The 23049-nt window shown below is 74.6% G+C and carries 20 protein-coding genes; 6 read left to right on the plus strand and 14 right to left on the minus strand.

The genetic code is table 11. The annotated features are described in order from the left end of the window. Positions 1 to 20 precede the first annotated feature (20 nt). The 9 genes from alc to HDA43_RS04755 form a co-directional block, all read right to left on the minus strand. The gene (alc, locus tag HDA43_RS04715; protein ID WP_179818484.1) at positions 21 to 974 is read right to left on the minus strand and encodes an allantoicase; all 954 of its coding nucleotides are present in this window, start codon (positions 972 to 974) and stop codon (positions 21 to 23) included. Next, the gene (gene allB / locus HDA43_RS04720; protein WP_312873005.1) at positions 971 to 2491 is read right to left on the minus strand and encodes an allantoinase AllB; all 1521 of its coding nucleotides are present in this window, start codon (positions 2489 to 2491) and stop codon (positions 971 to 973) included. The genes alc and allB overlap by 4 nt, the downstream gene beginning before the upstream one ends. A gap of 229 nt (positions 2492 to 2720) precedes the next feature. Continuing rightward, positions 2721 to 3902, minus strand: coding sequence for a glycerate kinase (locus HDA43_RS04725; RefSeq protein ID WP_218911599.1), 1182 nt, complete (start codon positions 3900 to 3902; stop codon positions 2721 to 2723). 265 nt (positions 3903 to 4167) lie between these two features. Then, on the minus strand, positions 4168 to 5550 hold the full coding sequence (locus HDA43_RS04730; protein ID WP_179822789.1) for an 8-oxoguanine deaminase: 1383 nt from the start codon (positions 5548 to 5550) through the stop codon (positions 4168 to 4170). Between the two features lie 161 nt (positions 5551 to 5711). Further along, entirely contained in the window at positions 5712 to 6185 is a 474-nt protein-coding gene (locus tag HDA43_RS04735; protein ID WP_179818485.1) for a (2Fe-2S)-binding protein, read from the minus strand. Then, positions 6185 to 7045, minus strand: coding sequence for an FAD binding domain-containing protein (locus HDA43_RS04740; protein WP_179818486.1), 861 nt, complete (start codon positions 7043 to 7045; stop codon positions 6185 to 6187). The genes HDA43_RS04735 and HDA43_RS04740 overlap by 1 nt, the downstream gene beginning before the upstream one ends. A gap of 2 nt (positions 7046 to 7047) precedes the next feature. Beyond that, on the minus strand, positions 7048 to 8085 hold the full coding sequence (gene pucL, locus HDA43_RS04745; RefSeq protein ID WP_179818488.1) for a factor-independent urate hydroxylase: 1038 nt from the start codon (positions 8083 to 8085) through the stop codon (positions 7048 to 7050). Positions 8086 to 8093: 8 nt separating this feature from the next. Then, positions 8094 to 8408, minus strand: coding sequence for a hydroxyisourate hydrolase (gene uraH, locus HDA43_RS04750; protein ID WP_179818492.1), 315 nt, complete (start codon positions 8406 to 8408; stop codon positions 8094 to 8096). Between the two features lie 100 nt (positions 8409 to 8508). Then, positions 8509 to 9180 carry a 2-oxo-4-hydroxy-4-carboxy-5-ureidoimidazoline decarboxylase gene (locus tag HDA43_RS04755; protein WP_179818493.1) on the minus strand — a complete coding sequence of 224 codons (672 nt, stop codon included), beginning with the start codon at positions 9178 to 9180 and terminating at the stop codon, positions 8509 to 8511. 305 nt (positions 9181 to 9485) lie between these two features. Here HDA43_RS04755 and HDA43_RS04760 point away from each other — a divergent pair, with 305 nt between their 5' ends. Continuing rightward, the gene (locus tag HDA43_RS04760) at positions 9486 to 10334 is read left to right on the plus strand and encodes a deoxyribonuclease IV (RefSeq protein WP_179818495.1); all 849 of its coding nucleotides are present in this window, start codon (positions 9486 to 9488) and stop codon (positions 10332 to 10334) included. A gap of 118 nt (positions 10335 to 10452) precedes the next feature. On the opposite strand, the gene HDA43_RS04765 is transcribed toward HDA43_RS04760, so the two are convergent. Then, a complete protein-coding gene (locus tag HDA43_RS04765) occupies positions 10453 to 11607 on the minus strand; it encodes a PucR family transcriptional regulator (RefSeq protein WP_312873008.1) in 1155 nt (384 codons plus the stop codon). A 108-nt stretch (positions 11608 to 11715) separates the two neighbouring features. On the opposite strand from HDA43_RS04765, the gene HDA43_RS35750 reads away from it, so the two are divergent. Genes HDA43_RS35750 through HDA43_RS04785 form a run of 4 tightly spaced genes read left to right on the plus strand, consistent with a single transcriptional unit; the run spans position 11716 to position 16946 of the window. After that, positions 11716 to 12288, plus strand: coding sequence for an urease subunit gamma (locus tag HDA43_RS35750; RefSeq protein ID WP_179818498.1), 573 nt, complete (start codon positions 11716 to 11718; stop codon positions 12286 to 12288). Then, positions 12285 to 13952: an urease subunit alpha gene (locus HDA43_RS04775; protein ID WP_179818499.1), complete on the plus strand. Its 1668-nt coding sequence runs from the start codon at positions 12285 to 12287 to the stop codon at positions 13950 to 13952. The genes HDA43_RS35750 and HDA43_RS04775 overlap by 4 nt, the downstream gene beginning before the upstream one ends. A 20-nt stretch (positions 13953 to 13972) precedes the next feature. Next, positions 13973 to 15256, plus strand: coding sequence for an MFS transporter (locus tag HDA43_RS04780; RefSeq protein WP_179818501.1), 1284 nt, complete (start codon positions 13973 to 13975; stop codon positions 15254 to 15256). Between the two features lie 55 nt (positions 15257 to 15311). Further along, a complete protein-coding gene (locus HDA43_RS04785) occupies positions 15312 to 16946 on the plus strand; it encodes an amidohydrolase (RefSeq protein WP_179818502.1) in 1635 nt (544 codons plus the stop codon). Positions 16947 to 17496: 550 nt separating this feature from the next. Here the strand turns inward: HDA43_RS04785 and HDA43_RS04790 are convergent. The 3 genes from HDA43_RS04790 to HDA43_RS04800 all read right to left on the minus strand — a co-directional run bounded on the left by HDA43_RS04790 (position 17497) and on the right by HDA43_RS04800 (position 20227). Then, on the minus strand, positions 17497 to 18270 hold the full coding sequence (locus HDA43_RS04790) for a LytR/AlgR family response regulator transcription factor (RefSeq protein ID WP_179818504.1): 774 nt from the start codon (positions 18268 to 18270) through the stop codon (positions 17497 to 17499). 93 nt (positions 18271 to 18363) lie between these two features. Next, complete coding sequence (locus HDA43_RS04795; RefSeq protein WP_179818505.1) at positions 18364 to 19557, minus strand: histidine kinase; 1194 nt, start codon at positions 19555 to 19557, stop codon at positions 18364 to 18366. A gap of 49 nt (positions 19558 to 19606) precedes the next feature. After that, positions 19607 to 20227, minus strand: coding sequence for a molybdopterin-dependent oxidoreductase (locus HDA43_RS04800; protein ID WP_179822791.1), 621 nt, complete (start codon positions 20225 to 20227; stop codon positions 19607 to 19609). Positions 20228 to 20674: 447 nt separating this feature from the next. Here HDA43_RS04800 and aroF point away from each other — a divergent pair, with 447 nt between their 5' ends. Further along, positions 20675 to 21712: a 3-deoxy-7-phosphoheptulonate synthase gene (gene aroF / locus HDA43_RS04805; RefSeq protein ID WP_179818507.1), complete on the plus strand. Its 1038-nt coding sequence runs from the start codon at positions 20675 to 20677 to the stop codon at positions 21710 to 21712. Between the two features lie 29 nt (positions 21713 to 21741). Here aroF and thiI read toward each other — a convergent pair whose 3' ends face one another. Then, positions 21742 to 22944 (minus strand): tRNA uracil 4-sulfurtransferase ThiI, encoded by a 1203-nt coding sequence (gene thiI, locus HDA43_RS04810; RefSeq protein ID WP_179818508.1) that lies wholly within the window; start codon positions 22942 to 22944, stop codon positions 21742 to 21744. Positions 22945 to 23049: the final 105 nt, after the last annotated feature.

Here is a 23049-nt window from a genome sequence, read left to right on the forward strand (position 1 = left end):
GTCACGGCCGGCCGTACGGCTCAGGGCCGGTGGAGCAGGCCGTGCAGGCGGACCCGGGCGAGGCCGCCGTCGGGGAAGACGTCCACCCTGACGTGGGTGGTCACCGGCGCGTCCGCGAGGCGGAAGCGGTGGCGCGTGTCGGGCAGCAGCGGGGTCCTGGGCAGCAGTTCCGTCCAGGTGCGGCCGTCGGCCGTCCCCCGGAGCGACACGGCGGCCGGGGCGTTGAACAGCAGGTTCGTCGTGTCGATCTCGGCGAGCCTGATGACGCCGGGCCCGGCCAGGCGGATCACCAGCCAGTCGTTGCCGCCGTCGCGTCGGCGGGCCGTCTCCCAGCCCTCGGCCTGGTGCCGGGCGAGGCCGGGGGCTATGACGTTGCCGGGCGGGGAGTAGAACCCGTCGGAGCAGCCGGTGACCAGCCCGCCGTTCTCCAGCGCGGCCAGGTCCAGGCCCAGGCCGTCGTAGACCGTCAGATCCGGCCTGGCCTCGCCGTGCACGCGCAGCCGGGCCACGCCGCCGTCGGGGAAGATGTTCAGCCGCACGTGGGTGCGGCGCCGTTCCCCGGTCACCGCGAAGCGGTGCTCGGCGTCCCCGGCGAGTGCGGCGTGTGGGACGATCTCCTCCCATTCGGCGCCGGCCAGCTCCGCCGCGGTGGGGTGGCCGGTGACCTCGGCCGCCTCGACGGAGGCGTGCGCCGGGTGGTTGGCCCTGAACCAGGCGGTGTCGATCACGACGCCGCGGACCACGCCGGGCACGCCGAGGCGGACCACGGCCCAGTCGTGGCCGGGCTCGCGCCGCCGCCGGGTCTCCCAGCCGTCGTAGACCTGGCCCTTGGCGCCGAAGGTGTGCGCCTGGAAGCCGGGCGGGCCGGGCCGGATGAGGTTCTCCCGCTCGGCGAAGGACTCGTCGCTGGCCGCGACGACCGAGCCTCCGTGGGTGCGCAGCGCCAGGTCGGGCAGGGTGGTGAAGTCGTTCACGCCGGGGTCCTTCCGGTGCCGGGACGGGAGGGCGTGCAGGGACGCGCCGCGGACGGCTCCGGCCGGCTCGGCTCGGGCTCGCCGGGTTCCGGGGCGCCGGGGCCGAGTTCGGCCCGTTCCCGGATGCTGGGACCGGGCTCGGCCTGTTCCAGGGGGCCGGGCTCGGCTCGTTCCGGGGCGGGCCGCCGTAGCAGGACCCCGCCGGGCTCGCCGTCGGGCCCGGCGTCCGTGAGGCGGCCGCGCAGCCAGGTGGCGCGGACCGTGCCCCGCAGCGTCCTGCCGTGGTACGGCGTGACCGGGTTGCGGTGGTGCAGCGCGGCGGCGTCCACGGTGTGCTCGGCGTCCGGGTCGAAGGCCACCAGGTCGGCGTCGCGACCCGCCTCGATCGCGCCCTTGCGGGTCAGGCCGGCCAGCGCCGCGGGGCCGGCGGCCATCCACCGGACGACGTGCTCCAGGCCGTATCCGCGCCGCGCCGCCTCGGTCCAGACGACGGACAGACCGAGCTGGAGGGAGGAGACGCCGCCCCAGGCGCGGGCGAAGTCGGGCATCTTCAGATCCGGCGTGGACGGAGAGTGGTCGGAGACGACGCAGCTCAGCACCCCCTCGGCGAGCCCGCGCCAGAGCGCGTCGCGGTTGGCCGCCGAGCGGATCGGCGGGCAGCACTTGAACGCGGTGCCGCCGGGCGGCACCTCCTCGGCGGTCAGCGTCAGGTAGTGCGGGCAGGTCTCGGCGGTGACCCGCACGCCCCGCGCCCGCGCCGCGGCCAGCGGCTCCAGGCACAGCGCCGAGGACACGTGCAGGATGTGGACCCGCGCGCCGGTCTCCCCGGCCAGCGTCACGACCCGCTCGACCGCCCGCCGTTCGGCCTCGCCTGGCCGGGAGCCGAGGAAGTCGGCGTAGCCGGGCCCGGCGGGGTCGGCGAGCAGCGCCGGGTCCTCGGCGTGGACGACCAGCAGGCCGTCGAAGGAGGCGATCTCCGCCATGGCCCGCCGCAGCCCCGCGTCGTCGAGCGGCGGGAACTCCTCCACGCCCGACGGCGACAGGAAGCACTTGAAGCCGAACACGCCGGCCTCGTGCAGTGGCCGGAGGGCGGCGGCGTTCCCGGGGACCGCGCCGCCCCAGAAGCCGACGTCCACCGCGCACCGGCCCCCGGCGGCCCGCCTCTTCACGTCGAGCGCGGCCACGTCCACGGTCGGCGGCAGCGAGTTGAGCGGCATGTCCACGATCGTGGTGACGCCGCCGGCCGCGGCGGCCCGGGTGGCCGACGCGAAGCCCTCCCAGTGGGTCCGGCCGGGCTCGTTGACGTGCACGTGGGTGTCCACCAGACCCGGCAGCAGCGCGACGTCGCCGAGGTCGACCCGTTCGGCGGCGTCCGGGGGCGCGTCGTGGGGGTGCAGGCCGGTGATCCTGCCGTCCCGTACGGCCACCGCCGCCGGGGCCTGGCCGCCGGGCAGCACCACCCGGCGGGACCGGACCACCAGGTCCGGCCTCCGTTCGTCCGCTCCCCGGCTCGTCACGGGCCGTCCTCCGCTTCCGTCAACGGCGCTCCCCGGCTGTTCGCAGGGGCTTTCCGGCTCTCGTCACAGGCGTCCCTCCGGATCTCGCGGGCTCCCGGATCTCGCGAACCCCCGGCCCTCGTGGGCTCCCGGCCCTCGTGGGCTCCCGGCCCTCGTAGGATCCGGGGTCTCGTAGGCTCCCGGCCCTTCTCGACGGCGTTCCCCGGCTCTTGCGGGTCCCCGGCCATGGTCACAGGTGTTCCGCGGTGATCCGGCGCGCGAGGCGCTCCAGCAGCGGGCCCGCCTGCGCCATGCACACCTCCGGGTCGGGTTCGAGGTCGGTGAGGGCGTAGGCGGCCGAGATGCCGGCCGCGGCCAGTTCCTCGTCGTCCAGCGTCCGCCGCCCGCACACCGCGACGACCGGGACCCCCGCCTTGGCCGCCGCCACCGCGACGCCCGCGGGGGCCTTGCCGCGCAGGGTCTGCTCGTCCAGCGCCCCCTCCCCGGTGATCACCAGGCGGGCGCCGGGGAGCCGGTCGTGGAAGCGCAGCAGGTCGAGCAGGTACTCGATGCCGGGCCGCAGGTCCGCCCCGAGGAAGGCCAGCGCGGCGAATCCCACTCCCCCGGCGGCGCCCGCGCCGGGCCGGGCGGCCACGCCCATGGCGCGCACGACGCCGTCGTGCTCGGCGGCGCCGGCCAGGCCGTGGGTGTGCGCGGCGACCGCGGCGAGCCGTACCAGGCCCTTCTCCAGCAGCGCGACGTCCTCGGGGCCGGCGCCCTTCTGCGGGCCGTACACGGCGGCGGCGCCGTGCGGGCCGAGCAGCGGGTTGTCCACGTCGCCGGCGACGATGTACTCCACGCCGCCGGACGGGCCGAGCCCGGACGCCTCGAACCCGGAGGCGTCGATCCTGTCGAGATCGGCCAGGGCCGCGCCGCCCGGGGGCAGCTCCCGTCCGTCCGCGTCCAGGAACCGGACGCCGAGCGCCGTCATCATGCCGGTGCCGCCGTCGGTGCAGGCGCTGCCGCCCAGGCCGAGCACGATCCGCCGCGCGCCGCGCCGTACGGCGTGGGCGATCAGCTCGCCGGTTCCCCGGCTGGTCGCGGTGAGCGCCCGCGGCCCGCCCGGCAGGCGGCGCAGCCCGGACGCCTCGGCCAGCTCGACCACGGCCGTCGGCGTCCCGCCGGCCTCGCGCCAGGCGTAGGCGGCGCGGACCGGCTCCCCGGTGGGCCCGGCGACCTCGGCCTCGACGCGGTCGAACCCGGCGGCGACGGCCGCGTCCACGGTGCCGTCACCGCCGTCGGCCACCGGCACCGCGACCGTGGCGACGTCCGGGCCGAGCCCGGCGGCCACCCGCGCCGCGACCTCGGCCGCGGTCAGCGACCCCTTGAACTTGTCCGGGGCGATGACGACGTGTCCCGACGACTCAGACAACCCTGCTCCCTGGTGTACGGCGGGCCGGCGTGGCCCGCCCGGCGCACCCGGGTGGCACCGGTCCCGGCCCGGTGAGGTGGGCCACCATCATCACATCCCTCCGGAAAGGGGTTTCCAGGGCGTCCCGGCTTTCCGGATGTCCCGGGCTCTCCGGACGTCCCGAGTTCACCGGGCGTCCCGGGCTCTCCGAACGTCCCGAGCTCTCCGGATGCCCCGGGCTCTCCGGACATCACGAGTTCTACGGACACCACAGACACCACGGACGTCATGGACGTGGGGACGGGGACGGGGCCGGAGGCGGGACGCCCCGCTCGCCGGCCAGGCGCACGAGGCGGCGATGGGCCTCGACGCCCGCCCGGCCGAGCTCGTCCTGCGGCGTCGTGCGCAGCTCGTCGTCCGCCACGACCGTCTCGCCGCCCACCAGGAGCCGGGCCAGCGGCGGCTGCCGGGTGCCGAGGACCAGGGCGTGCACCGGGTCGGCGACGGCCCCGGCGAAGGAGTCGATCCGCCACAGCGCGATGTCGGCGAGTTTGCCCGGCTCCAGGGAGCCGAGCTCCGCCTCGCGGCCCAGGTTCCGCGCCCCGCCGAGGGTGGCGACCGAAAGGGCCTGCCGGGCGGTCAGCGCCGCGGGACCGTACCTCGCCCGCTGGAACAGCAGCGCCTGGCGCATCTCCCCGGCCAGCGAGGTCAGCTCGGCCGAGGCGCTGCCGTCCACCCCGAGGCCGACGTTCGCGCCGCGGCGGAGCAGCTCCGAGACCCGGGCGATCCCCGCGCCGAGCCGCCCGTTGGAGCTGGGGCAGTGCGCGGTGCCGGTGCCGGTGCGGGCGAGCCGGCCGATGTCGGCGTCGCTCAGGTGGACGGCGTGGGCGAACCACACGTCCGGGCCGAGCCAGCCGAGCTTCTCCATGTGGTCCACCGGGCGCACGCCGTACCGGGCCAGGCAGTGCTCCTCCTCGTCGAGGGTCTCGGCGAGGTGGGTGTGCAGGCGCACGCCCCTGTCCCTGGCCAGCGCGGCGGACTCGGTCATCAGCTCGGTGCTGACCGAGAACGGCGAGCAGGGCGCGACCGCCACCCGCAGCTTCGAGGAGAAGGAGGGGTCGTGGTGGGCGTCGATCGCCTCGGCGGTCGCGGTGAGGATCGTGTCGAGGTCCTCCACCACCTCGTCCGGGGGCAGGCCGCCGTCGGAGACGCCGCGGTCCATGGAGCCCCGGGCGGGGTGGAAGCGGACGCCGACCGCGCGGGCCGCGTCGATCTCGGCGGCGAGCAGGTCGCCGCGCCCGGCGGGGAAGACGTAGTGGTGGTCCGCGGAGGTGGTGCAGCCGGACAGGGCGAGGTGGGCCAGGCCGGCGCCGGCCGCCCCCCTGACGACCTCGGCGTCCATCGCCGCCCAGACGGGGTAGAGCGCCACCAGCCACTCGAACAGCGTGGTCTCCCGGGCGAACCCCTGGGAAGCCCACTGGTAGAGGTGGTGGTGGGTGTTGACCAGGCCCGGCGTGGCCAGGCAGCCTGTGCCGTCGACACGGCGCGCGCCGGGGAGATCCGGCGCCGGTCCCGGGCCGATCGCCTCGATCCGGTCGCCCCGGACGACGATGTGGCCCGAGGGGATCTCCGGGCCGGTCACCGGGACGAGATAGGCGTTCTCGATCACCAGCGCGCCGCCCGCCCCCGCCCCGGGTGCGGCCCGCGTGCCCGCGGCCTCCCGTTCACCGGAAAGGCCGCCCGCGGAACCACCCGGAAGGCCGCCGGAGGAGCCACCGGGAAGATCCGCGGGGGAACCGTCCGGGAGGTCGCCGGGGAGTCCTGGGCCGGTCACGGGGTCGCCGCCTTCCGCGTGGCGGCGAGCCGTACCGCGTCGAGGATCTTCTCGTAGCCGGTGCACCGGCACAGGTTGCCCGCCAGCGCCTCGCGGATCTGGGCGTCGGTGGGCCGGGGCGTCCGGTTCAGCAGGTCGTGGGCCTGCACGATGAGGCCGGGGGTGCAGAAGCCGCACTGGACGGCGCCGCACTCGGTGAACGCCTCCTGCACCGGGTCGAGCCGACCGTCCCCGGCCAGCCCTTCGACCGTGCGGACCTCGCGACCCTCCGCCTGCCCGGCCGCGACCAGGCAGGCGCAGACGGGCAGGCCGTCGAGGTAGACCGTGCAGGAGCCGCACTCGCCCTGCTCGCAGGCGTTCTTGGAGCCGGGCAGCCCCAGCCGCTCGCGCAGGACGTACAGCAGGCTCTCGCCCTCCCAGACGTCGTCGGCCGTACGGTGCCGGCCGTTGACGGTGAGGCTGACGCGCATCAGCCCTCCTTCCACAGGTCGTGCCAGGCCCAGGCCAGGGTGCGGCGCGCCAGCACGGCGACGGCGTGCCTGCGGTAGGTGGCGGTGCCGCGCACGTCGTCGATGGGTGAGGCGGCCCCGGCGGCCAGTTCGCCGAACCGCCGGGGCAGCCCGGGGTCGAGCCGGCCGGTGTCCCAGTCGAGCTCGGCGGCGAGGAACTCCTCGGCCGCGACCGCCCGGCGCGGGGTGGGGGCGGCCGACCCGATGCCGGTGCCGGCCCGCCGCTCGGCGGGGTGCAGGGCCAGCGCGAACGAGCAGACCGCGATCACCATGGCGTTGCGGGTGCCGACCTTGGAGAAGTACTGCGGGCCGCCCGCCGGGCGCGTCCAGAACGCCCGGATCAGCTCGTCGGGCTCCAGGGCGCTGCGCTTGACACCGAGGTAGAACTCCTCCGCCGGGATCATCCGCACCCCCCGGGCGGCCGACTCGACCTCGATCTCGGCGCCGGCGGCGAGCAGCGGCGGGTGGCCGTCCCCGGCGGGCGAGGCCGCGCCGAGATTGCCGCCCACGGTGCCCCGGTTGCGGATCTGCGGCGAGCCGACCGTGCGGGCGGCCTGCGCCAGCCCTGGCAGCCGGTCCCCCAGCTCGGCGATCAGCCGCGCGTACGTCACGCCCGCGCCGACCCGGAGCCGCCCGTCCTCCTCGGCGCCCCACTCGCCGAGCGCGGCCACCCGGTTCAGGTCGAGCAGCGCGTCGGGCCGGTGGACGTCGAAGTTGAGCTCGACCATCACGTCGGTGCCGCCCTGGACGGGCACGGCCCCGGGCCGCTCCGCCTTGACCTCCAGCGCTTCGGCCCAGGTCGCGGGCCTCAGGAAGTCCACCGTCATTCCCAGGCGAAGCGGGCGTCGGGGGCCGCGTCGTCGAGGACCGTGCCCTCGATCAGCCCGTAGGGGCGGTCGGCGGCGTGGAAGACCTCGCCCGGGTTGTCCAGCCCGAACGGGGTCAGGTCCACCGCGAAGTGGTGCCGGTTGGGCATCGCCAGCCGTACCTCGCAGATTCCGGGGCAGGTCCGGAGCACCAGGTCGCCCATCGCGTAGAGGGTCTGCTGCAGCGAGAGGCTGTACGTCCCGGCGAACGCCTCCAGCAGGCGGCTCCGCACCTCCTCGTACGACTCGCCGAAGCCGTACGGCCGGGGCGGCACGGGCGGGCCGGGCGGCCCGGACGGTTCGGGCGCTCCGGATGATTCGTGCGGCCCGGATGGCTCGGACGTCCCGGATGGCTCGGACGTCCCGGATGGCTCGGACGTCCCGGACGGTTCGGGCGGTTCGGCGGCGGGCCGGAAGCCGTCCGGCAGGTGCCGCCACCGGGCCGAGACCTCGGTGGCCAGGACGCGGTCCCGGGTGGGCGGAAGGGTGGTGTACTCGTCCTGGATGAAGCCGTGGAACTCCGAGCCGGTGGAGTTCAGCACCACCAGGTCCCGCAGGCCCGAGACCACGGTGGAGGCGCCGTCGCGGTCGTGGTGGACCACGCAGGTGCGCACCTCCCGCCCCGAGCGGACGAAGGAGTGCCGCTCGTCCCCGCCGTCCGGCGGGGGGACGCGGTCCCAGAAGTACTCCTCGATCTCCACCCGGGCGTGGTGGATCGAGGGGTGGGCGTCCACGTGGTGGCGGGCCAGCAGCAGCGCGAAGTCCTCGATCTGGTCCACACCGTGTTTCCTGGCGAAGGCGTAGACGACGTTCTTCTGCGTGTCGGTCGGCAGGACCGCGGAGTTGTCCCCGGTCAGGTGCGCGTCGTCCATGGCCCCGGAGAGGGACGTGCGGACGTTGAGGTCCTTGATGTGGTGGACGACGCCGTCCCGGACGACGCGGACCAGGCGGATCTCCGCCTTGCCGTAACGGTTGGGTCCCAGCACGACCGCCATGCCTCGTCTCAGCTCCCTCGGTACGTCGAATAGGCGAACGGGCTCAGCAGCAGGGGGACGTGGTGGTGCTCGGCGGGGTCGGCGACGGTGAAGTCGACCGTCACCTCCGGGTAGAAGGTCACGATCCCCTGGGCGGCGAAGTACTCGCCGGTGGCGAAGACCAGCCGGTGGGCGCCCGTATCGGTCGTCGCCCAGCCGCCGATCCGGCCGTCGGCGCCGGTGACGCCCTCGGCCAGCACCTCCCCGCCGTGCTCCAGCCGTACGGCGACGCCCGTCGCGGGCCGGCCGAGCGAGGCGTCCAGGACGTGGGTGGACAGGCTCACACGCCTCCCTCCCCCGCGTCCGGGCGGGCTCCCGTCGCGGGGCTCCCGTGTCTCCCCGGCCCGGCCGCCCGGTGGATCCCCGTCCCGGGGCGTCCGGCCGTCACGCCGTTCCCTCCGGGTCCTCCAGCAGCCGCGCCACGCGCAGCCGGGCGATCCCGGCCAGTTCGGTCCGCACGACGTCCCGTTCGGTCTCCTCGTCGTTGCGCAGCCGTGCCCGCAGGCGGTCCAGCATCTCCCCGGCGGTCAGGCCGGCGGCGCGGACCAGGTAGATGTGGCCGAAGCGCGCCTCGTAGGCGCGGTTGCCCTCGGCCAGCGCGGCGAGCACGGCGGGGTCCGCCCCCGCCACCCCGGACTGCTCCCGCCGCGACCAGGACGCCTCCCGCCCGCCCGCGCCGGGCGGCACCGGGCCGCCGCCGTCACCTGCCGCATCCCGGCCCGCCGCGCCCGCCCCGTCCGCACCGGGGCCGGTCACACCGGGAGCGCCCGTGCCGGGACCGGTCGCGCCGGACGCGGCTCCGCCGTCGCGGGGCGGTTCGCCGATCCTGGGGTGGGCGGCCAGCGCCGTCAGCACCTCCGGCCAGGGCAGGCCGAGCACGGCCGCCTCGACCGCCGACTCCAGCGCGGCGAGGTCGCGGTAGGGGCGCCGGGCGGCCACCTCCCGGGCGAAGACCGGGGACGCGCAGCACGCCAGCAGCCCGGCCTCGGCCCCGGCGGCCCCGAGCGCGTTGAACCCGGCGGGCCCCGCCGGCGCGGTGGCGTCGATGTTGGGCATGTGAGCAGTACACACAGCGCCGTCGCCCCGGTCCAGCAGCGGGAACTCCCAACCGGGCTAAAGGTTCGTCCCGGATTTTCGTGTCATGCTCCAAAAGACCGACGACGAGCCGGTGGGCCGCGGGGAGGCGTCCCGGCCCCGCGACGGGCTCGCGGATCACGGCGGGCCGGTGGACCGCGACCGCCTCCCGGGTTCCGGGGCCGCCTGTCGGAACGGTGACGAACCGGTCACCTCCGGAGGGCACCCGGGATGTCGCCGGGGAGCGGCCGGGAGACGTCGGACCCAGCGCCTAAACTGACGGCACCATGTCTTCTCTCTCCCTCATCGGCGGACACGTCTCCGTCACCGGCGGCCTGGGCAAGGGCGGCCTGAAGTGCGCCGCCGACATCGGCGCCGAAATGATCCAGGTGTTCGTCACCAACCCGCGCGGCTGGGCGCTCGCCGACGGCGACCCCGCTCAGGACGCCCTGCTGCGCGAGTCGGGCATGTTGTCGTTCATCCACCTTCCCTACCTCGTCAACATGGGCACGCCGAGCGCCGAGACCCTGGAGAAGTCCACCGCCGTCGTCCGGCACGGCCTCCGGCGGGCGTACGCGATCGGCGCCCCCGGCGTGGTGGTCCACACCGGCTCGGCGGTCAGCCAGTCTCGTGACGACGCCATGCGCCAGCTCCACGAGCACCTGCTCCCCCTGCTCGACGAGATCCCCGAGGACGGCCCCGACCTGTTGCTGGAGCCGATGGCCGGGCAGGGCGCGATGCTGTGCGCGACCGTCCAGGACCTGGAGGCCTACCTCGCGGCCCTCGACTGGCATCCCAGGGCGGGCGTCTGCCTCGACACCTGCCACGCCTTCGCCGCGGGCCACGACCTCTCGACCGCCGAGGGGGTCGCCGAGACGCTCGACGCGCTGCACGCGGTCGCCCCCGGGCGGCTCCGGCTGATCCACGCCAACGACTCCAAGGACCCCCACGGGTCGAAGAAGGACCGTCACGAGAACATCGGCGCGGGTCACATCGGCATCGACCCGTTCGCCGTCCTGATGCGCCACCCGGTCGCGGCGGGCATCCCGCTGTGCGTGGAGACCCCGGGCGGCCCGGAGAAGCACCGCGAGGACATCGAGCTGCTGAAGAAGCTCCGCGACGCGCCCGGCGCCTGACACCCGGCGTCTTCGGTACGGCGGGCCGCGGCGCGGGCCCGCCGTACCGCGGGGGGCGGGGGCCGTGACCACCGTGCGAAGGGGTCACCGCGCGAAGGGACCGGCCGGCCCCGCCCGTTCAGCGCAGCCCGGCGGCGCTCAGCGCCAGCGCGACGACGGCCCCGTCGGCCGGGGCCCGCACGTCCCGCCCGGTCAGCTCCCTGAACCTCGCGAACCGGTGCTGGACCGTGTTGCGGTGGCAGTACAGCGCGGCGGCGGTGTCGGCGATCGACCCGGTGCCCGCCAGGTGGGTCCGCACGGTCTCCAGCAGCCGGTCGCGCTCGGCCTCCCCGACGGCGGCCAGCGGGCCCAGCACCCGGCCGGCGAGTTCGGCGGCCAGCTCGGGGCTGTGCGCGGCGAAGACGTCCAGCCAGCGGTCCTCCAGGCGCAGGGGTCCCCCGGCGCCCGGCCGGACGGTCCGGGCCGCCGCCGTGGCCAGCCGTACGGCGTGCGGGACCTTCGCGAGGCCGTCCACCGGCGGCGACACCCCGCAGGGCACCTCCCGCAGGAAGCCCAGCACGGCCTTCTCCGGGTCGGCCGGCCTGGTGGGGAGCTGGACGACGAGCACGTCGCCGGTGGGCGACTCGTGGCGGTGGCCGCGCAGGCCCGCGGCGGCGACCGCGGTGGCGGCGGCGCGCAGCCCGGCGCCCACCACCGGGTCGGCCACCGCCACGGAGAACCGCCCCGCGATGTCGAGGCCGAGCACCCGCCCGGCGTCGCGCACCACGTCGGGATTGCGGCCGTCGTTGTCGAGCAGCCGGGCGAACCACGCGCGCCGCTGGTCCTCGCGCTGCCGTCCCATCTCCAGCACAGCCCGCTGGTAGCCCGCCATCAGGCCGGTGACGTGCCGTTCCACCGCCTCCCAGACCAGATGGGCGCCGCCCAGCAGCTCGGGCAGATCGCCGGGACCGGCCCGATCGATCAGGCTCTGCCACAGCGCCCGCGCGTCCAGTCGGCCCGCGGCCAGCAGGGAAGCCAGCGGCACCCCCTGGCCGGCGCGCCGCTCTCCCAGCCTCTCGGAGTGCGTGACCAGCTCGGGCGGGGTGGTGCCCTCGGCGAGGCGGCGCAGGATGAGCGCGAACCCGATCCGCGCGCCCTCCTCGACCTCCTCGCGCGGCACCAGCCCCTGGTCGTAGGGCGAAAGCGCCATCACCTTGTCGGCCCAGGCCACGATGACCTCCTCCAGGTCGGCGAGGCGGGCGAGGGCGAGCCGGGAGAGCACGGGATTGTTCACATGCACAATTTAGCGACCGGTTCACGCGGTGTATGACCGTTGGCTACCCGTTTGACCTGCCCATACGGTGGGCGGAAACCCAGGCCATCGGAGGGCGGTACCGGCGCTGTGCACCTGACACCCCGTGAGCAGGAACGGCTCACCATCTTCACGGTCGCCGAACTGGCGCGCCGCCGCAGGAGCCGGGGCCGCCGCCTCAACGCCCCCGAGGCGATCGCCCTGATCTGCGACGAGATCCTGGAGCGGGCCTGGGACGGGGAGAGCCTGGAGGAGGTCGTGTCCGCGGCCCGGACCCTCCTGACCGCCGACGACGTGATGGACGGCGTGCCGTCCCTGGTCACGCACGTGCAGGTGGAGGCGCTGTTCCCCAGCGGCACCGCCCTGGTCGCGGTGGACGCGCCGTTCGGCGCCCCAGCCGGGCGGGGACCCGGCTGGGTGGAGACCGGCGAGGGGGCGGTGGAGCTCAATGCCGGGCGCGAGCGGTCCGCGCTGACCGTCCGCAACGAGGGCGACCGCACCGTCTACGTCTCCTCGCACTTCCCGCTGACCGAGGTGAACGCCGCCCTGGTCCTCGACCGGGAGCGGGCCGCGGGGATGCGGCTGGACATCCCGGCGGGGACGGCGACGGCCTTCCCGCCGGGCGAGACCGTGGAGGTTCACATCGTGCGGAGGTCGTCATGAGCCGGGTCACCCGCGGCACCTACAACGCGCTGTACGGCCCGACCGCCGGTGACCGGATCCGGCTGGGCGACACCTGCCTGTGGGTCGAGGTCGAGCACGACGACGTCGTCCACGGCGACGAGCTGCTGGGCGGCTGCGGCAAGACCCTGCGCGACGGCCTGCTGGCCGCCCCGCGCGGCGACCGCGAGTCCGCGCTCGACCTGGTGGTGGCCGGGGTCGTGCTGATGGATCCGGTGCTGGGCGTGCGCAAGACCCACATCGGCGTCAAGGACGGCCGGATCGTGCCGTTCGAGGGCGCGGTCATCGACTCCCACACCGCGATCGTGACGGGCGAGGGGCTGATCGCCACCCCCGGCGTCGTGGACTCGCACGTGCACCTGTCGTCGCCCGAGATCGCCCCGGCGGCGCTGGCCTCCGGCGTCACGACGGTCGTGGGCATGGGCCTGGGCGGGGTGTGGGACGTCGGCTGCAACCCGGCGCACAACCTGCACACGCTGATGAGCGCCTGGCGCGGCACCCCGCTGAACGTCGCGTTCCTGGCCCGGGGTTCCTCCAGCTCCGCGACGCTGCTGGAGGAGGCGGTGCTGGCCGGGGCCGGCGGCTTCAAGATCCATGAGGACTTCGGGGCGACCCCGCGCATCGTGGACACCTGCCTGGGCGTGGCCGAGGGGGCGGACCTGCCGGTGGCGCTGCACTCGGACTCGATGAACGAGTCGGGTTATCTCGCCGACACTGTCGCCGCCACCCGGGGCCGTACGGTGCACGCCTACCACGTCGAGGGCGGCGGCGGCCACCCGGACCTGCTGGAGGTCCTCTCCGAGCCGCACATCCTGGCCTCCTCCACCACGCCGACCATCCCCTACACGGTCAACACGGCCGGCGAGCTCTTCCCGATGACCATGACCGTGCACCGGCAGAACCACCACATCGACAGCGACGTGGAGGTCACGATGAGCCGGCTGCGGGTGCACGGCATCGCCGCCGAGAACGTGCTGCACGACCTGGGCGCGATCAGTATCGTCAACTCCGACTCGATGGGCATGGGCCGGGTCGCCGAGACCGTCCGCCGCACCTGGCAGGTCGCCCACCTGCAGGCGCTGCGCGCCGGTGAGGGCGGCCCCGGCCTGCCGGACGGCCGGGCCGGTAACGAGCGGGCGCTGCGCTACCTGGCCAAGCTGACGCTGAACCCGGCGGTCGCGCACGGCGTGGCCCACGAGGTCGGCACCCTGCTGCCGGGGCGGCTGGCCGACATCGTGCTGTGGCACCCGGCGTGGTTCGGCACCAAGCCCGAACTGGTGCTCAAGGGCGGCTTCGTGGCCCACGGCGTCTCGGGCAGCGGCTCGGGCTCCACCCGGCTGACCCAGCCGCGCTCCTACCGCCCCTACTTCGGCGGGCTCGGCGACGCGCCGAGCCGGCTGTCACGGATCTTCGTCGCCCACGAGGCGCTGGAGTCCGCCGAGGCCCGCGACGCGCTGCCCACCGGCGTGCGGTACGCGGCCGTCCGGCGGTCACGTGGCCTGACCAGGGCCGACATGTGCCGCAACACCGCGACCCCGCGGGTCGAGGTGCCCCGCGAGCCCGGCCCCGTCCTGGTGGACGGCGCCGAGGTGGACCTGGCGCCCGCGACCGAGGTCCCGCTCGCCCGTCTCCATCACTTCGCCTGAAACCCCCTGGTGATCCCCATATGAGTTCCCCGAACGCCCGCGGCGCGGGCATCGCGTCCTTCGTCGGCACCTCCATCGAGTGGTACGACTTCTACATCTACGGCACCGCCTCCGCCCTGGTCTTCGGCAAGCTCTTCTTCCCCGAGGTCAACCCGGCCGCCGGGGTGATGGCCTCCTTCGCCACCTTCTGGGTCGGCTTCCTGGCCCGCCCGCTGGGCGGCGTGATCTTCGGCCACCTCGGCGACCGCATCGGCCGCAAGCGCACCCTGGTGGCCACGCTGCTACTGATGGGCGGCGCGACCACGCTGGTGGGCGTGCTGCCCACCTACGCGACGGCCGGGGTGCTCGCCCCGATCCTGCTGGCCGGGCTGCGCCTGGTGCAGGGCGTCGCGGTCGGCGGCGAGTGGGGCGGCGCGGTGCTGATCGCCGCCGAACACGCCGGGCCGAAGCGGATCTTCTACGCGGCCTTCGCCCAGCAGGGCTCCCCCGCCGGGTCGATCCTCGCCACCGGCGTGTTCGCGCTGGTCAGCCTCCTGCCCGAGGAGAGCTTCATGTCGTACGGGTGGCGCATCCCGTTCCTGGCGTCGGCCGCGCTGCTGGTGATCGGCATGGTCATCCGGCTGCGGGTGGAGGAGTCCCCGGAGTTCGTGCGGATGCGCGAGCAGCGCGAGGTCGCCAAGCTGCCGGTCGTGGAGGTCTTCCGCTCGGCGTGGCCGCTGGTGCTGCTGGGCATCGGCGCCAGCGGCGTCGGCATCGCCTCCGCCTACTTCACCAACACCTTCATCCTGTCGTGGGCCACCACCGATCTGGGCATCACCAAGAGCACCATGCTGAACGTGCTGCTCATCGTGTCGGTCGTGCAGTTCGTCACCCAGCCGCTGGGCGCGGTGCTCGGCCAGCGGATGGGCGCCGCCCGCTACATGCTGATCGCCTTCACGGCGCTGCTCGTCTGCACGCCGATCACGTTCTGGCTGGTGGGCACCGGCGACCCGGTGCTGGCCACGCTCGGCCTGGCGCTGAGCATCGTGTTCGGCGGCTCCTCCTACGCCGCGCTGGCCGGCTTCCTCGCCGAGGCGTTCCCGGCGCGGGTCCGCTACACCGGCATCTCGCTGGCCTACCAGCTCTGCGGCGCGCTGATCGGCGGCACCACCCCGATGATCGCCCAGGCGCTGCTCGGCTGGTCCGGCACGATCTGGACCGTCGTCGCGCAGTACCTCGTCATCATCCTGCTCACCATGGCCTGCGTCGCCGCGCTGCACCGCCGTTCGGCGGCCGCCGTGGAGCCGGTCCCGGCGAGCGTCTGAGAAGAACAAGTCCGAGCACGCCCCCTTCGCGGAAGGGGCGGAGGGAAGGATCGTCATGCGCCTGGACGCCCTGTTCGTCAACGGCCGGTTCGCCACGCTGGACCCCGGCCGGCCCGAGGCCACCCGGCTGGGGGTGTTCGGCGGCCGGGTGGCCGGCCTGGACGAGGAGCTGGACGGGGTCACCGCCGACGTGGTGGTGGACCTCGGCGGCGCCCGGGTGGTGCCGGGCTTCAACGACGCCCACCACCACCTGAGCATGCGCGGGCAGCAACTGCGCCAGCTCGACCTGCGGGCCGGCCGGGTCTCCTCGCTGGAGGAGCTGTACGCCAAGGTCGCCGAGCGGGCGGCCGGCCTGCCGCCGGACGCGTGGGTGCGCGGCGCCGGCTACGACCAGAACAAGCTGGGCGGGCAGCACCCCACCCGCGAGGCCCTCGACCGGGCCGCGGGCGGGCGCCCGGTCTGGCTGCAGCACGTCTCGGCGCACATGGGCGTCGCCAGCACCGCGGCGTTCGCCCTGATGGGGTTCTCCCGGCTGGAGGACGTCCCGGAGGTCCCCGGTGGCACGGTCGGCCGCGACGCGGCGGGCCTGCCGGACGGCCTGCTCACCGAGCAGGCCCAGGACCTCGCCCTCCGGGTGCTGCGGCCGGTCCCCCACGACGACTACGTCGAGGGCATCGCGCTCGCCAGCCGGGTGGCCGCCGCCGAGGGCCTGACCAGCTTCACCGAGCCGGGCGTGGGCCGCGGCCTGGCCGGCAACGGCGCCCGGGACGTGGCCGCCTTCCAGGAGGCCGTACGGCGCGGCCTGCTGTTGCAGCGCGCCACCCTCATGCCGGGCTCGCCCAACCTGCACGAGGTGGGGCCGGACGGGTTCGGGCTGGACCTCGGGATCGGCACCGGGTTCGGGGACGAGCGGCTGCGGATCGGCCCCGTCAAGCTGTTCTCCGACGGCTCGCTGATCGGCAGGACCGCCGCCATGTGCTGCGACTACCAGGGCGAGCCGGGCAACCGGGGGCTGCTGCAGGAGGAGGCCGAGGCACTGCGCGCGTTCGTCCTGCGTGCCCACGCCTCCGGCTGGCAGATCGCCGCGCACGCCATCGGCGATCACGCGGTGGAGGTGATCCTGGACGCCTACGAGGAGGCCCAGGCCGCGCACCCGCGGCCCGGGATCCGCCACCGGATCGAGCACTGCGCGGTCACCAGCGAGGCGCAGGTGGCCAGGATCGCCCGGCTGGGCGTGGTCCCGGTCCCGCAGGCCCGGTTCATCTCCGAGCTGGGCGACGGCATGCTCGCCGCGCTGGGCCCGGAACGCTCGCGCGGCTGCTACCGGCAGCGCTCGTTCCTCGACGCGGGGATCACGCTGCCCGGCAGCTCCGACTGCCCGGTGGCCGACGGCGCGCCGCTGCTCGGCATCCACGACCTCGTCAACCAGCGGACCGCGTCCGGGGCCCCGTTCAACCCGGACGAGGCGCTGACCGTCACGCAGGCGTTGCGCGCCTACACGGTCGGCTCGGCGTACGCGGCGCACGAGGAGCACCGCAAGGGCACCCTCGCCCGGGGCATGCTCGCCGACTTCGCCGTGCTGTCGGACGACCTGCTCGCGGTGCCCGCCGAGCACATCCGCGACCTAACGGTGCTGGCCACCGCGGTGGGTGGCGTCCTGGTCCACGACGCGGCGGGGTTCGCCCGCTGACGCCGTCCCCTCCGGACCGCCGCGCCACCCCCCGTGACGCGGCGGTCCCCCGCCGCCCGCGCCTTTCCCCGCGGCGCGGGTGGTCCCGCGCCGCCGGACAGGTCGCGCCGGTCGGCGGGCCCGAGCGGGACGCCCGTTCCCGCGATCCGGCCGCCCCCGCGGACCGGATCACGGCTTCCCACCGCCAGAGGCGGCGCGGGCGTCCCGTCGCACCGGAGCCGGCCGGGCCCTCCCCCGAGCCCTGGGCCCGGCGCGGGTGGCGCGAGAATCGGCCACCCGGAATCCCGCCGCGTCAGACCACGTCAGGGGCCTTCCAGCCCCTCGTCCCCCCCGCTGACCCGGCGGTTTCGGCTCTCCGGTTGTGAGAACAGTAGAGCGGCGCCCCCGCGGGTGAGCCGGGGTTCACGCGCAGCGCGGTCAGCGGCGCGTAGTTGTCGCCGTACGGAGGGTGCCGGCGCGACGAGCGGCACCCGGGAGGCGACGAACGGTCGCCGGAGACCTCACGAGGCCCGTCCGCACCATGAGACACATGAGTATCGGGGCCCGGGACTCATGATCCGCCGGCCGCGCCGGAGGTCACCGGCCGATCCTGGAACTGGCGGACGAGCCGCTCGCGGACCTGCCGGGTGTGGCGGCGGCTGACCGGCAGGGTCTCCTCGCCCACCTGGAGCACCACCCGGCCGCCGTCGAAGCGCAGCTCGCTGACGTGCCGCGCCGACACCAGCGTGCTGCGGTGGACGCGGATGAAGCCGGAGGCGGCCCAGCGCCGCTCCAGCGCGGCCAGCGACATCCGTACGAGGTAGGCGCCGTCCACGGTGTGCAGCCGGACGTAGTCGCCCTTGGCCTCGGCGAACCGGACGGTCTGCCGGGCGACGAACCTGGTCCGCCCGCCCAGCTCGACCGGGATGACGTCCTCGGCGTGCGGCTCCCCCTGGGGCGACGGCGAGGACGCGGCGGACTCCAGGCGGCGCACGGCCTCGGCCAGCCGGTCGGCCCGCACCGGCTTGAGGAGGTAGTCGACCGCCTCCACCTCGAACGCCTGGAGCGCGCAGTCCTCGTGGGCGGTGACGAACACCAGGCGGGGCGGGTTGGGGAAGGCGCCGATGAGCCGGGCCAGGTCGAAGCCGCCGAGACCGGGCATCCGGACGTCGAGGAACACCCCGTCGAGCCGTTCCCCGGAGCCGACCATCTGCACCATGTCCTGGAGCGCGGTGACCCCGCCCTCGGCGGTGGAGACGCGCTCGATGCGGGGGTCCTGGCGCAGGAGGTGGGCCAGCTCCTCCAGCGCGGGGACCTCGTCGTCGACGGCCAGGACTCGCAGCATGCCCCCACGCTGCTCCGGAACCGCGCTCACCGCAAGAGACATGTCAACTTTAGGTAATGCTATGACTACAAATAGCTATTGGAGGAGAGGGGCTCAGAGGAGGAGCTTGGGGACGCGCAGCCGGACGGTCGTCCCCACGCCCGGCGCGGTCTCCAGGACCAGCCCGTACTCCTCACCGTAGATGCGGCGGAGCCGCACGTCCACGTTGGACAGGCCGATGCCGCCCCCGTCCCTCCGGTCGCCCGGTTCGGCGCCCAGGAGCGTCCTGGCGCGCTCCGGGTCCATCCCGAGGCCGTCGTCTGCCACGCTGATGTGGGCCTCGGGCCCGGCGTCCACGGCCACCACCCGCACCCGCCCCGCGCCGCCGCACAGGGCGGTGCCGTGCTTGATGGCGTTCTCCACCAGCGGCTGCACGCACAGGAACGGGACCGGCACCGACAGCACCTCGGGGGCGACCTCGACGGTGAAGCGGAGCCGGTCGCCGAACCTGGCGTGTTCCAGCTGCAGGTAGCGGTCCACGCAGTGCAGTTCGTCGGCCAGGGTGGTGAGGTCGCCGCCGCTGCGCAGCGCGTACCGGGTGAAGTCGGCGAAGTCGACCAGCAGCTCACGGGCGTGCTCGGGGTCGGTGCGCACGAACGAGGCGATGGTGGTCAGGCAGTTGTAGACGAAGTGCGGGGAGATCTGCGCGCGCAGCGCCCGGGTCTCCGCCTCCGTCGCGCGCCGCCTGGAGGCGTCCAGCTCGGCCAGCTCCAACTGGCCGGAGACCCAGCGGGCCAGCTCGGCGACGGTCCGGGCCAGCGGCTCGCCGGCCTCGGCGCCGTAGGCGGCCAGCGCACCCACCGCCCGGCCGTCCACCGTCAGCGGCGCGACCGCCGCTCCCCGTACGGCGCAGCCCGGCGTGCCGCAGGCCGCGGCGTCCCCCGCCACGGTGAGCGGGCGGCCCGCGGCGAGCGCGGCGCGGGCGTGCCGGACCGCGTGGCCGCGGTGGCAGCCGGCCGGGCCGTCCCAGGCGAGGACCTCCTCGGTGTCGGTCACCGCGACGGCGTCGGCGCCCAGCAGGGCGCGCAGGTGGTGGACGGCCTCGCGGGCGGAGCCGCGGTTCAGGCCGGTCCGCAGCGACGGGGCCGCCCGGGCCGCGACGTGCAGGGTGGCGAAGGTGGCCTCAGCCGCCTCGGTCGCCTCTTCCGGTGGCCCCTGCGGCTTCCGGTGGGCGGCCGCCCACCGGGACAGGACGAACCCGAGGAGCACACTGGCGGCGCACAGGAGCGCCCAGCCGCTGGTCGACATGGCGCAAACCGTAGTCAAACCATTACGGCCCAACACGGGAAAACCCGGATCAGGGCGGGCCTTCGCCTGGTTCCTCCTGATACGAGTAGCGCTGCTCGCTCCAGGGATCGGCGACGTTGTGGTAGCCGCGGTCCTCCCAGAAGCCGCGCCGGTCCTCGACCATGTACTCCACGGCCCGCACCCACTTGACGCTCTTCCACGCGTACAGGTGGGGGACGACCAGCCGGACCGGGAAGCCGCGCTCGGGGGAGAGGGGTGTGCCGTCCAGTTCCAGCGCGAAGATCGTGTGGTCGCGGGTGAAATCGGCCATCCGCACATTGGCGCTGTAGCCGTACTCGGCCCAGATCATCACGTGCCTGGCCTCGGGCGCCGGCGGGGCCAGCTCCATCAGCGTCGTGGCGGCCACCCCGCCCCACTCGTTGCCCATGATCGAGAACTTGGTGACGCAGTGGAAGTCGGCGAGGACCGTGCTGCGGGACAGCTCGGAGAACTGCGGCCAGGTGAACCGGTGCTGCCCGCCGGAGGCCGTCGCCCCCATGACCTGGAACTCCCACGTCGCCGGGCGGAACGTCGGCACCCTGCCGTAGTGGATCACCGGTCGGCCCCGGGGGACGTACTGTCCCGGAGGCAGGCGAGGTTCCTCCCGTGGAGGTTCGGACTGCTCCACCATCATTCCCCTCGCCTTCCCCGACGGCACGGGGTAATCCTGCCACCGCGACTCCGGCGCCGTTCCGGTGCCCCCTCCCGCCGCTCACGGCGCGGGCCGGCCGCCGGGGCACGGGGCGGCGGCTCACTGGGCGGAGCGGCGTGGTTCGCGGGCGGTCGGCGTGGTCGCGGGCGGGCCGCGGTTCGCGGGCCGTCGGCGGCTCATAGGGCGTCGGCGGATCACGGGGTGGACCGGCGCCGGCCGTGCGCTAGTATTGCCCGCGATGCGTACCGCGTTCTGGTTTTGGTATGGCGACGGACCCGTAGGTCGGACCGATCGCCACCGGATGCTGCGCTGACATCCAGGCGAACGAAGGCCCCGGGTCCACCAAGGACCCGGGGCCTTTCGCTTTCCCCGGGGCCCTTCGGAGGATCTCCCGCCGGTCTTCGGCGAACTTCCCCAAGGAGAGACATGGTCATCGTCATGAGCCCCGGCGCGACCCCCTCGGACGTCGAGGCGATCGTGGAGATCATCGGCACGACCGGCGGCGAGGCGTTCGTCAGCCGGGGCGTGAACCGCACGATCATCGGCCTGGTGGGCGACGTCGCCCGGTTCGAGGCCCTCGACCTGCGCGCCATGCCCGGGGTGGCTGACGTGATGCGGGTGAGCACGCCGTACAAGCTGGTCAGCCGGGAGAACCACCCCGAGCGGTCCACGGTCCGGGTCGGCGGCGTGCCCATCGGGCCCGGCACGGTGACCCTCATCGCCGGGCCGTGCGCGGTGGAGACGCCCGAACAGACCCTCCAGGCCGCCGAGATGGCGAAGGCGGCGGGCGCGACCCTGCTGCGGGGCGGCGCCTACAAGCCCCGCACCTCCCCCTACGCCTTCCAGGGCCTCGGTGAGGCGGGCCTGCGCATCCTGGCCGACGTGCGTGAGGAAACGGGCCTGCCGGTGGTGACCGAGGTCGTCGACGCCCACGACGTCGAGCTGGTCGCCTCCTACGCCGACATGCTCCAGGTCGGCACCCGCAACGCGCAGAACTTCGCCCTGCTGCAGGCGGTCGGCGGGTCGGGCAGGCCGGTCATGCTCAAGCGCGGTATGAACGCCACCATCGAGGAGTGGCTGATGGCGGCCGAGTACATCGCCCAGCGCGGCAACCTGGACGTCGTGCTGTGCGAGCGCGGGATCCGCACGTTCGAGACCGCCACCCGCAACACCCTGGACGTCTCGGCCGTGCCGGTCGCCCAGCGCCTGTCGCACCTGCCGGTGATCGTCGATCCGTCCCACTCCGGCGGCCGGCACGACCTGGTGCTCCCTCTCACCCGCGCCGCCGTCGCGGTCGGCGCCGACGGTGTGATCGTCGACGTCCACCCGCACCCGGAGCAGGCACTCTGCGACGGACCCCAGGCGCTGGTGGACGGCGACCTCGCCGAACTGGCCGACGTCATGCGGCGGTTCCCGGCGCTGCTGGGCAAGACGGCCGCCGGCGAGCTGCTGACGCCCGCCTGACACCCGCTCCCGCGCCCCGCCGGACCGGCTCAGTCCTCGATCTTGTACTCCTGGAGGGAGCCGGCGAGCTGTACGGCGAGCTCCTCGGCGTCGAGCCGCCGCTCGATCTGCTTCAGGTCGGCGATCTTCGCGGCGGTCTCGGCCCGGCGGGGCGCCAGGAGGGTGCAGCAGTCCTCGTCGGGGAGCTCGGAGATCTCCAGGGTGCCGATGCGCCGGGCCTCGGCCATGATCTCCGTCTTGTCCAGGCCGATGAGCGGGCGCAGGATCGGCATGTCCACCGCGTCGTCCTGGGCGGTGATGTTCTGCAGGGTCTGCGAGGAGACCTGGCCGAGGGAGTCGCCGGTGATCAGCGCTCCGGCGCGGAGCCGGCGGGCGACCTCCTCGCCCGTCTTGAGCATCAGGCGCCGCTGGGCGATGACCGCCAGGCGGTCCTGCCCGGACGCCTTGATCGACTGCTGGGCCTTGCCGAACGGCACCACCCACAGCCGGGACCTGCCCTGGAACCTGTCCAGCGCCCGCACCAGCGCGTACGCCTTGTAGATCGACTCCGACGTGGTGAACGGGATGCCGGAGAAGTGCAGGAAATCGACCCGCAGGCCGCGGCGCATCATCCGGTAGGCCGCGACGGGCGAGTCGATGCCGCCGGACATCAGGACCAGGCCGCGACCGCTGACGCCGACCGGCAGGCCGCCCTGGCCGGGCAGACCGCCGGTGAAGACGAACACCTCGTCGCGGTCGACCTCGATGGAGACCACCAGGCCGGGGTTCTTCAGGTCGACCGGAAGGCCGTAGATGTCGTTGATCTCCCCGCCGACCGTGCGGTCGAGCTGCATGGACGTCAGCGGGAAGCGCTTGTCGCGGCGACGGGAGCGGACGGCGAAGGAGACGCCGCGCCTGACGTCCTCCCGGTCGGCCAGCAGCTCGATCGCCGCCTTGGTCACCGCGCCGGGGTCCTTCTCCACCCGCCATGCCCGGTGGACCCAGACCAGGCCGGGGACGCAGGCGACCCGCCGGGCCACCTCGTCGGCGACCTCGACGCCGGTGCCGTCCGGCAGGAAGATCGCGATGACGCCGTGTCGCTGGCGCACGTCCAGCTTCAGGCCGAAGCCCTTCAGCGCCGCCTTGATGTTGGACTGAAGCTGCCGCTCGAAAAGCTCGCGGTTGTCCCCCTTGAGGACGACCTCGCCCAATTTGAGCAGCACGCAGGGCTCGCCCAAGGCGGACATGGTCATGGTGCAACCTCCGGTGGCGCTTCGAGGGGAATGTAGGGGCACGGCCAAGTCTGGCGTGGTACCGCGTAAAGGCAATGGCTCGACCTCGCCACTTTAGTCGCCGTC

The organism is Streptosporangium sandarakinum (assembly GCF_013409935.1).
Classification (GTDB): domain Bacteria; phylum Actinomycetota; class Actinomycetes; order Streptosporangiales; family Streptosporangiaceae; genus Streptosporangium; species Streptosporangium nondiastaticum.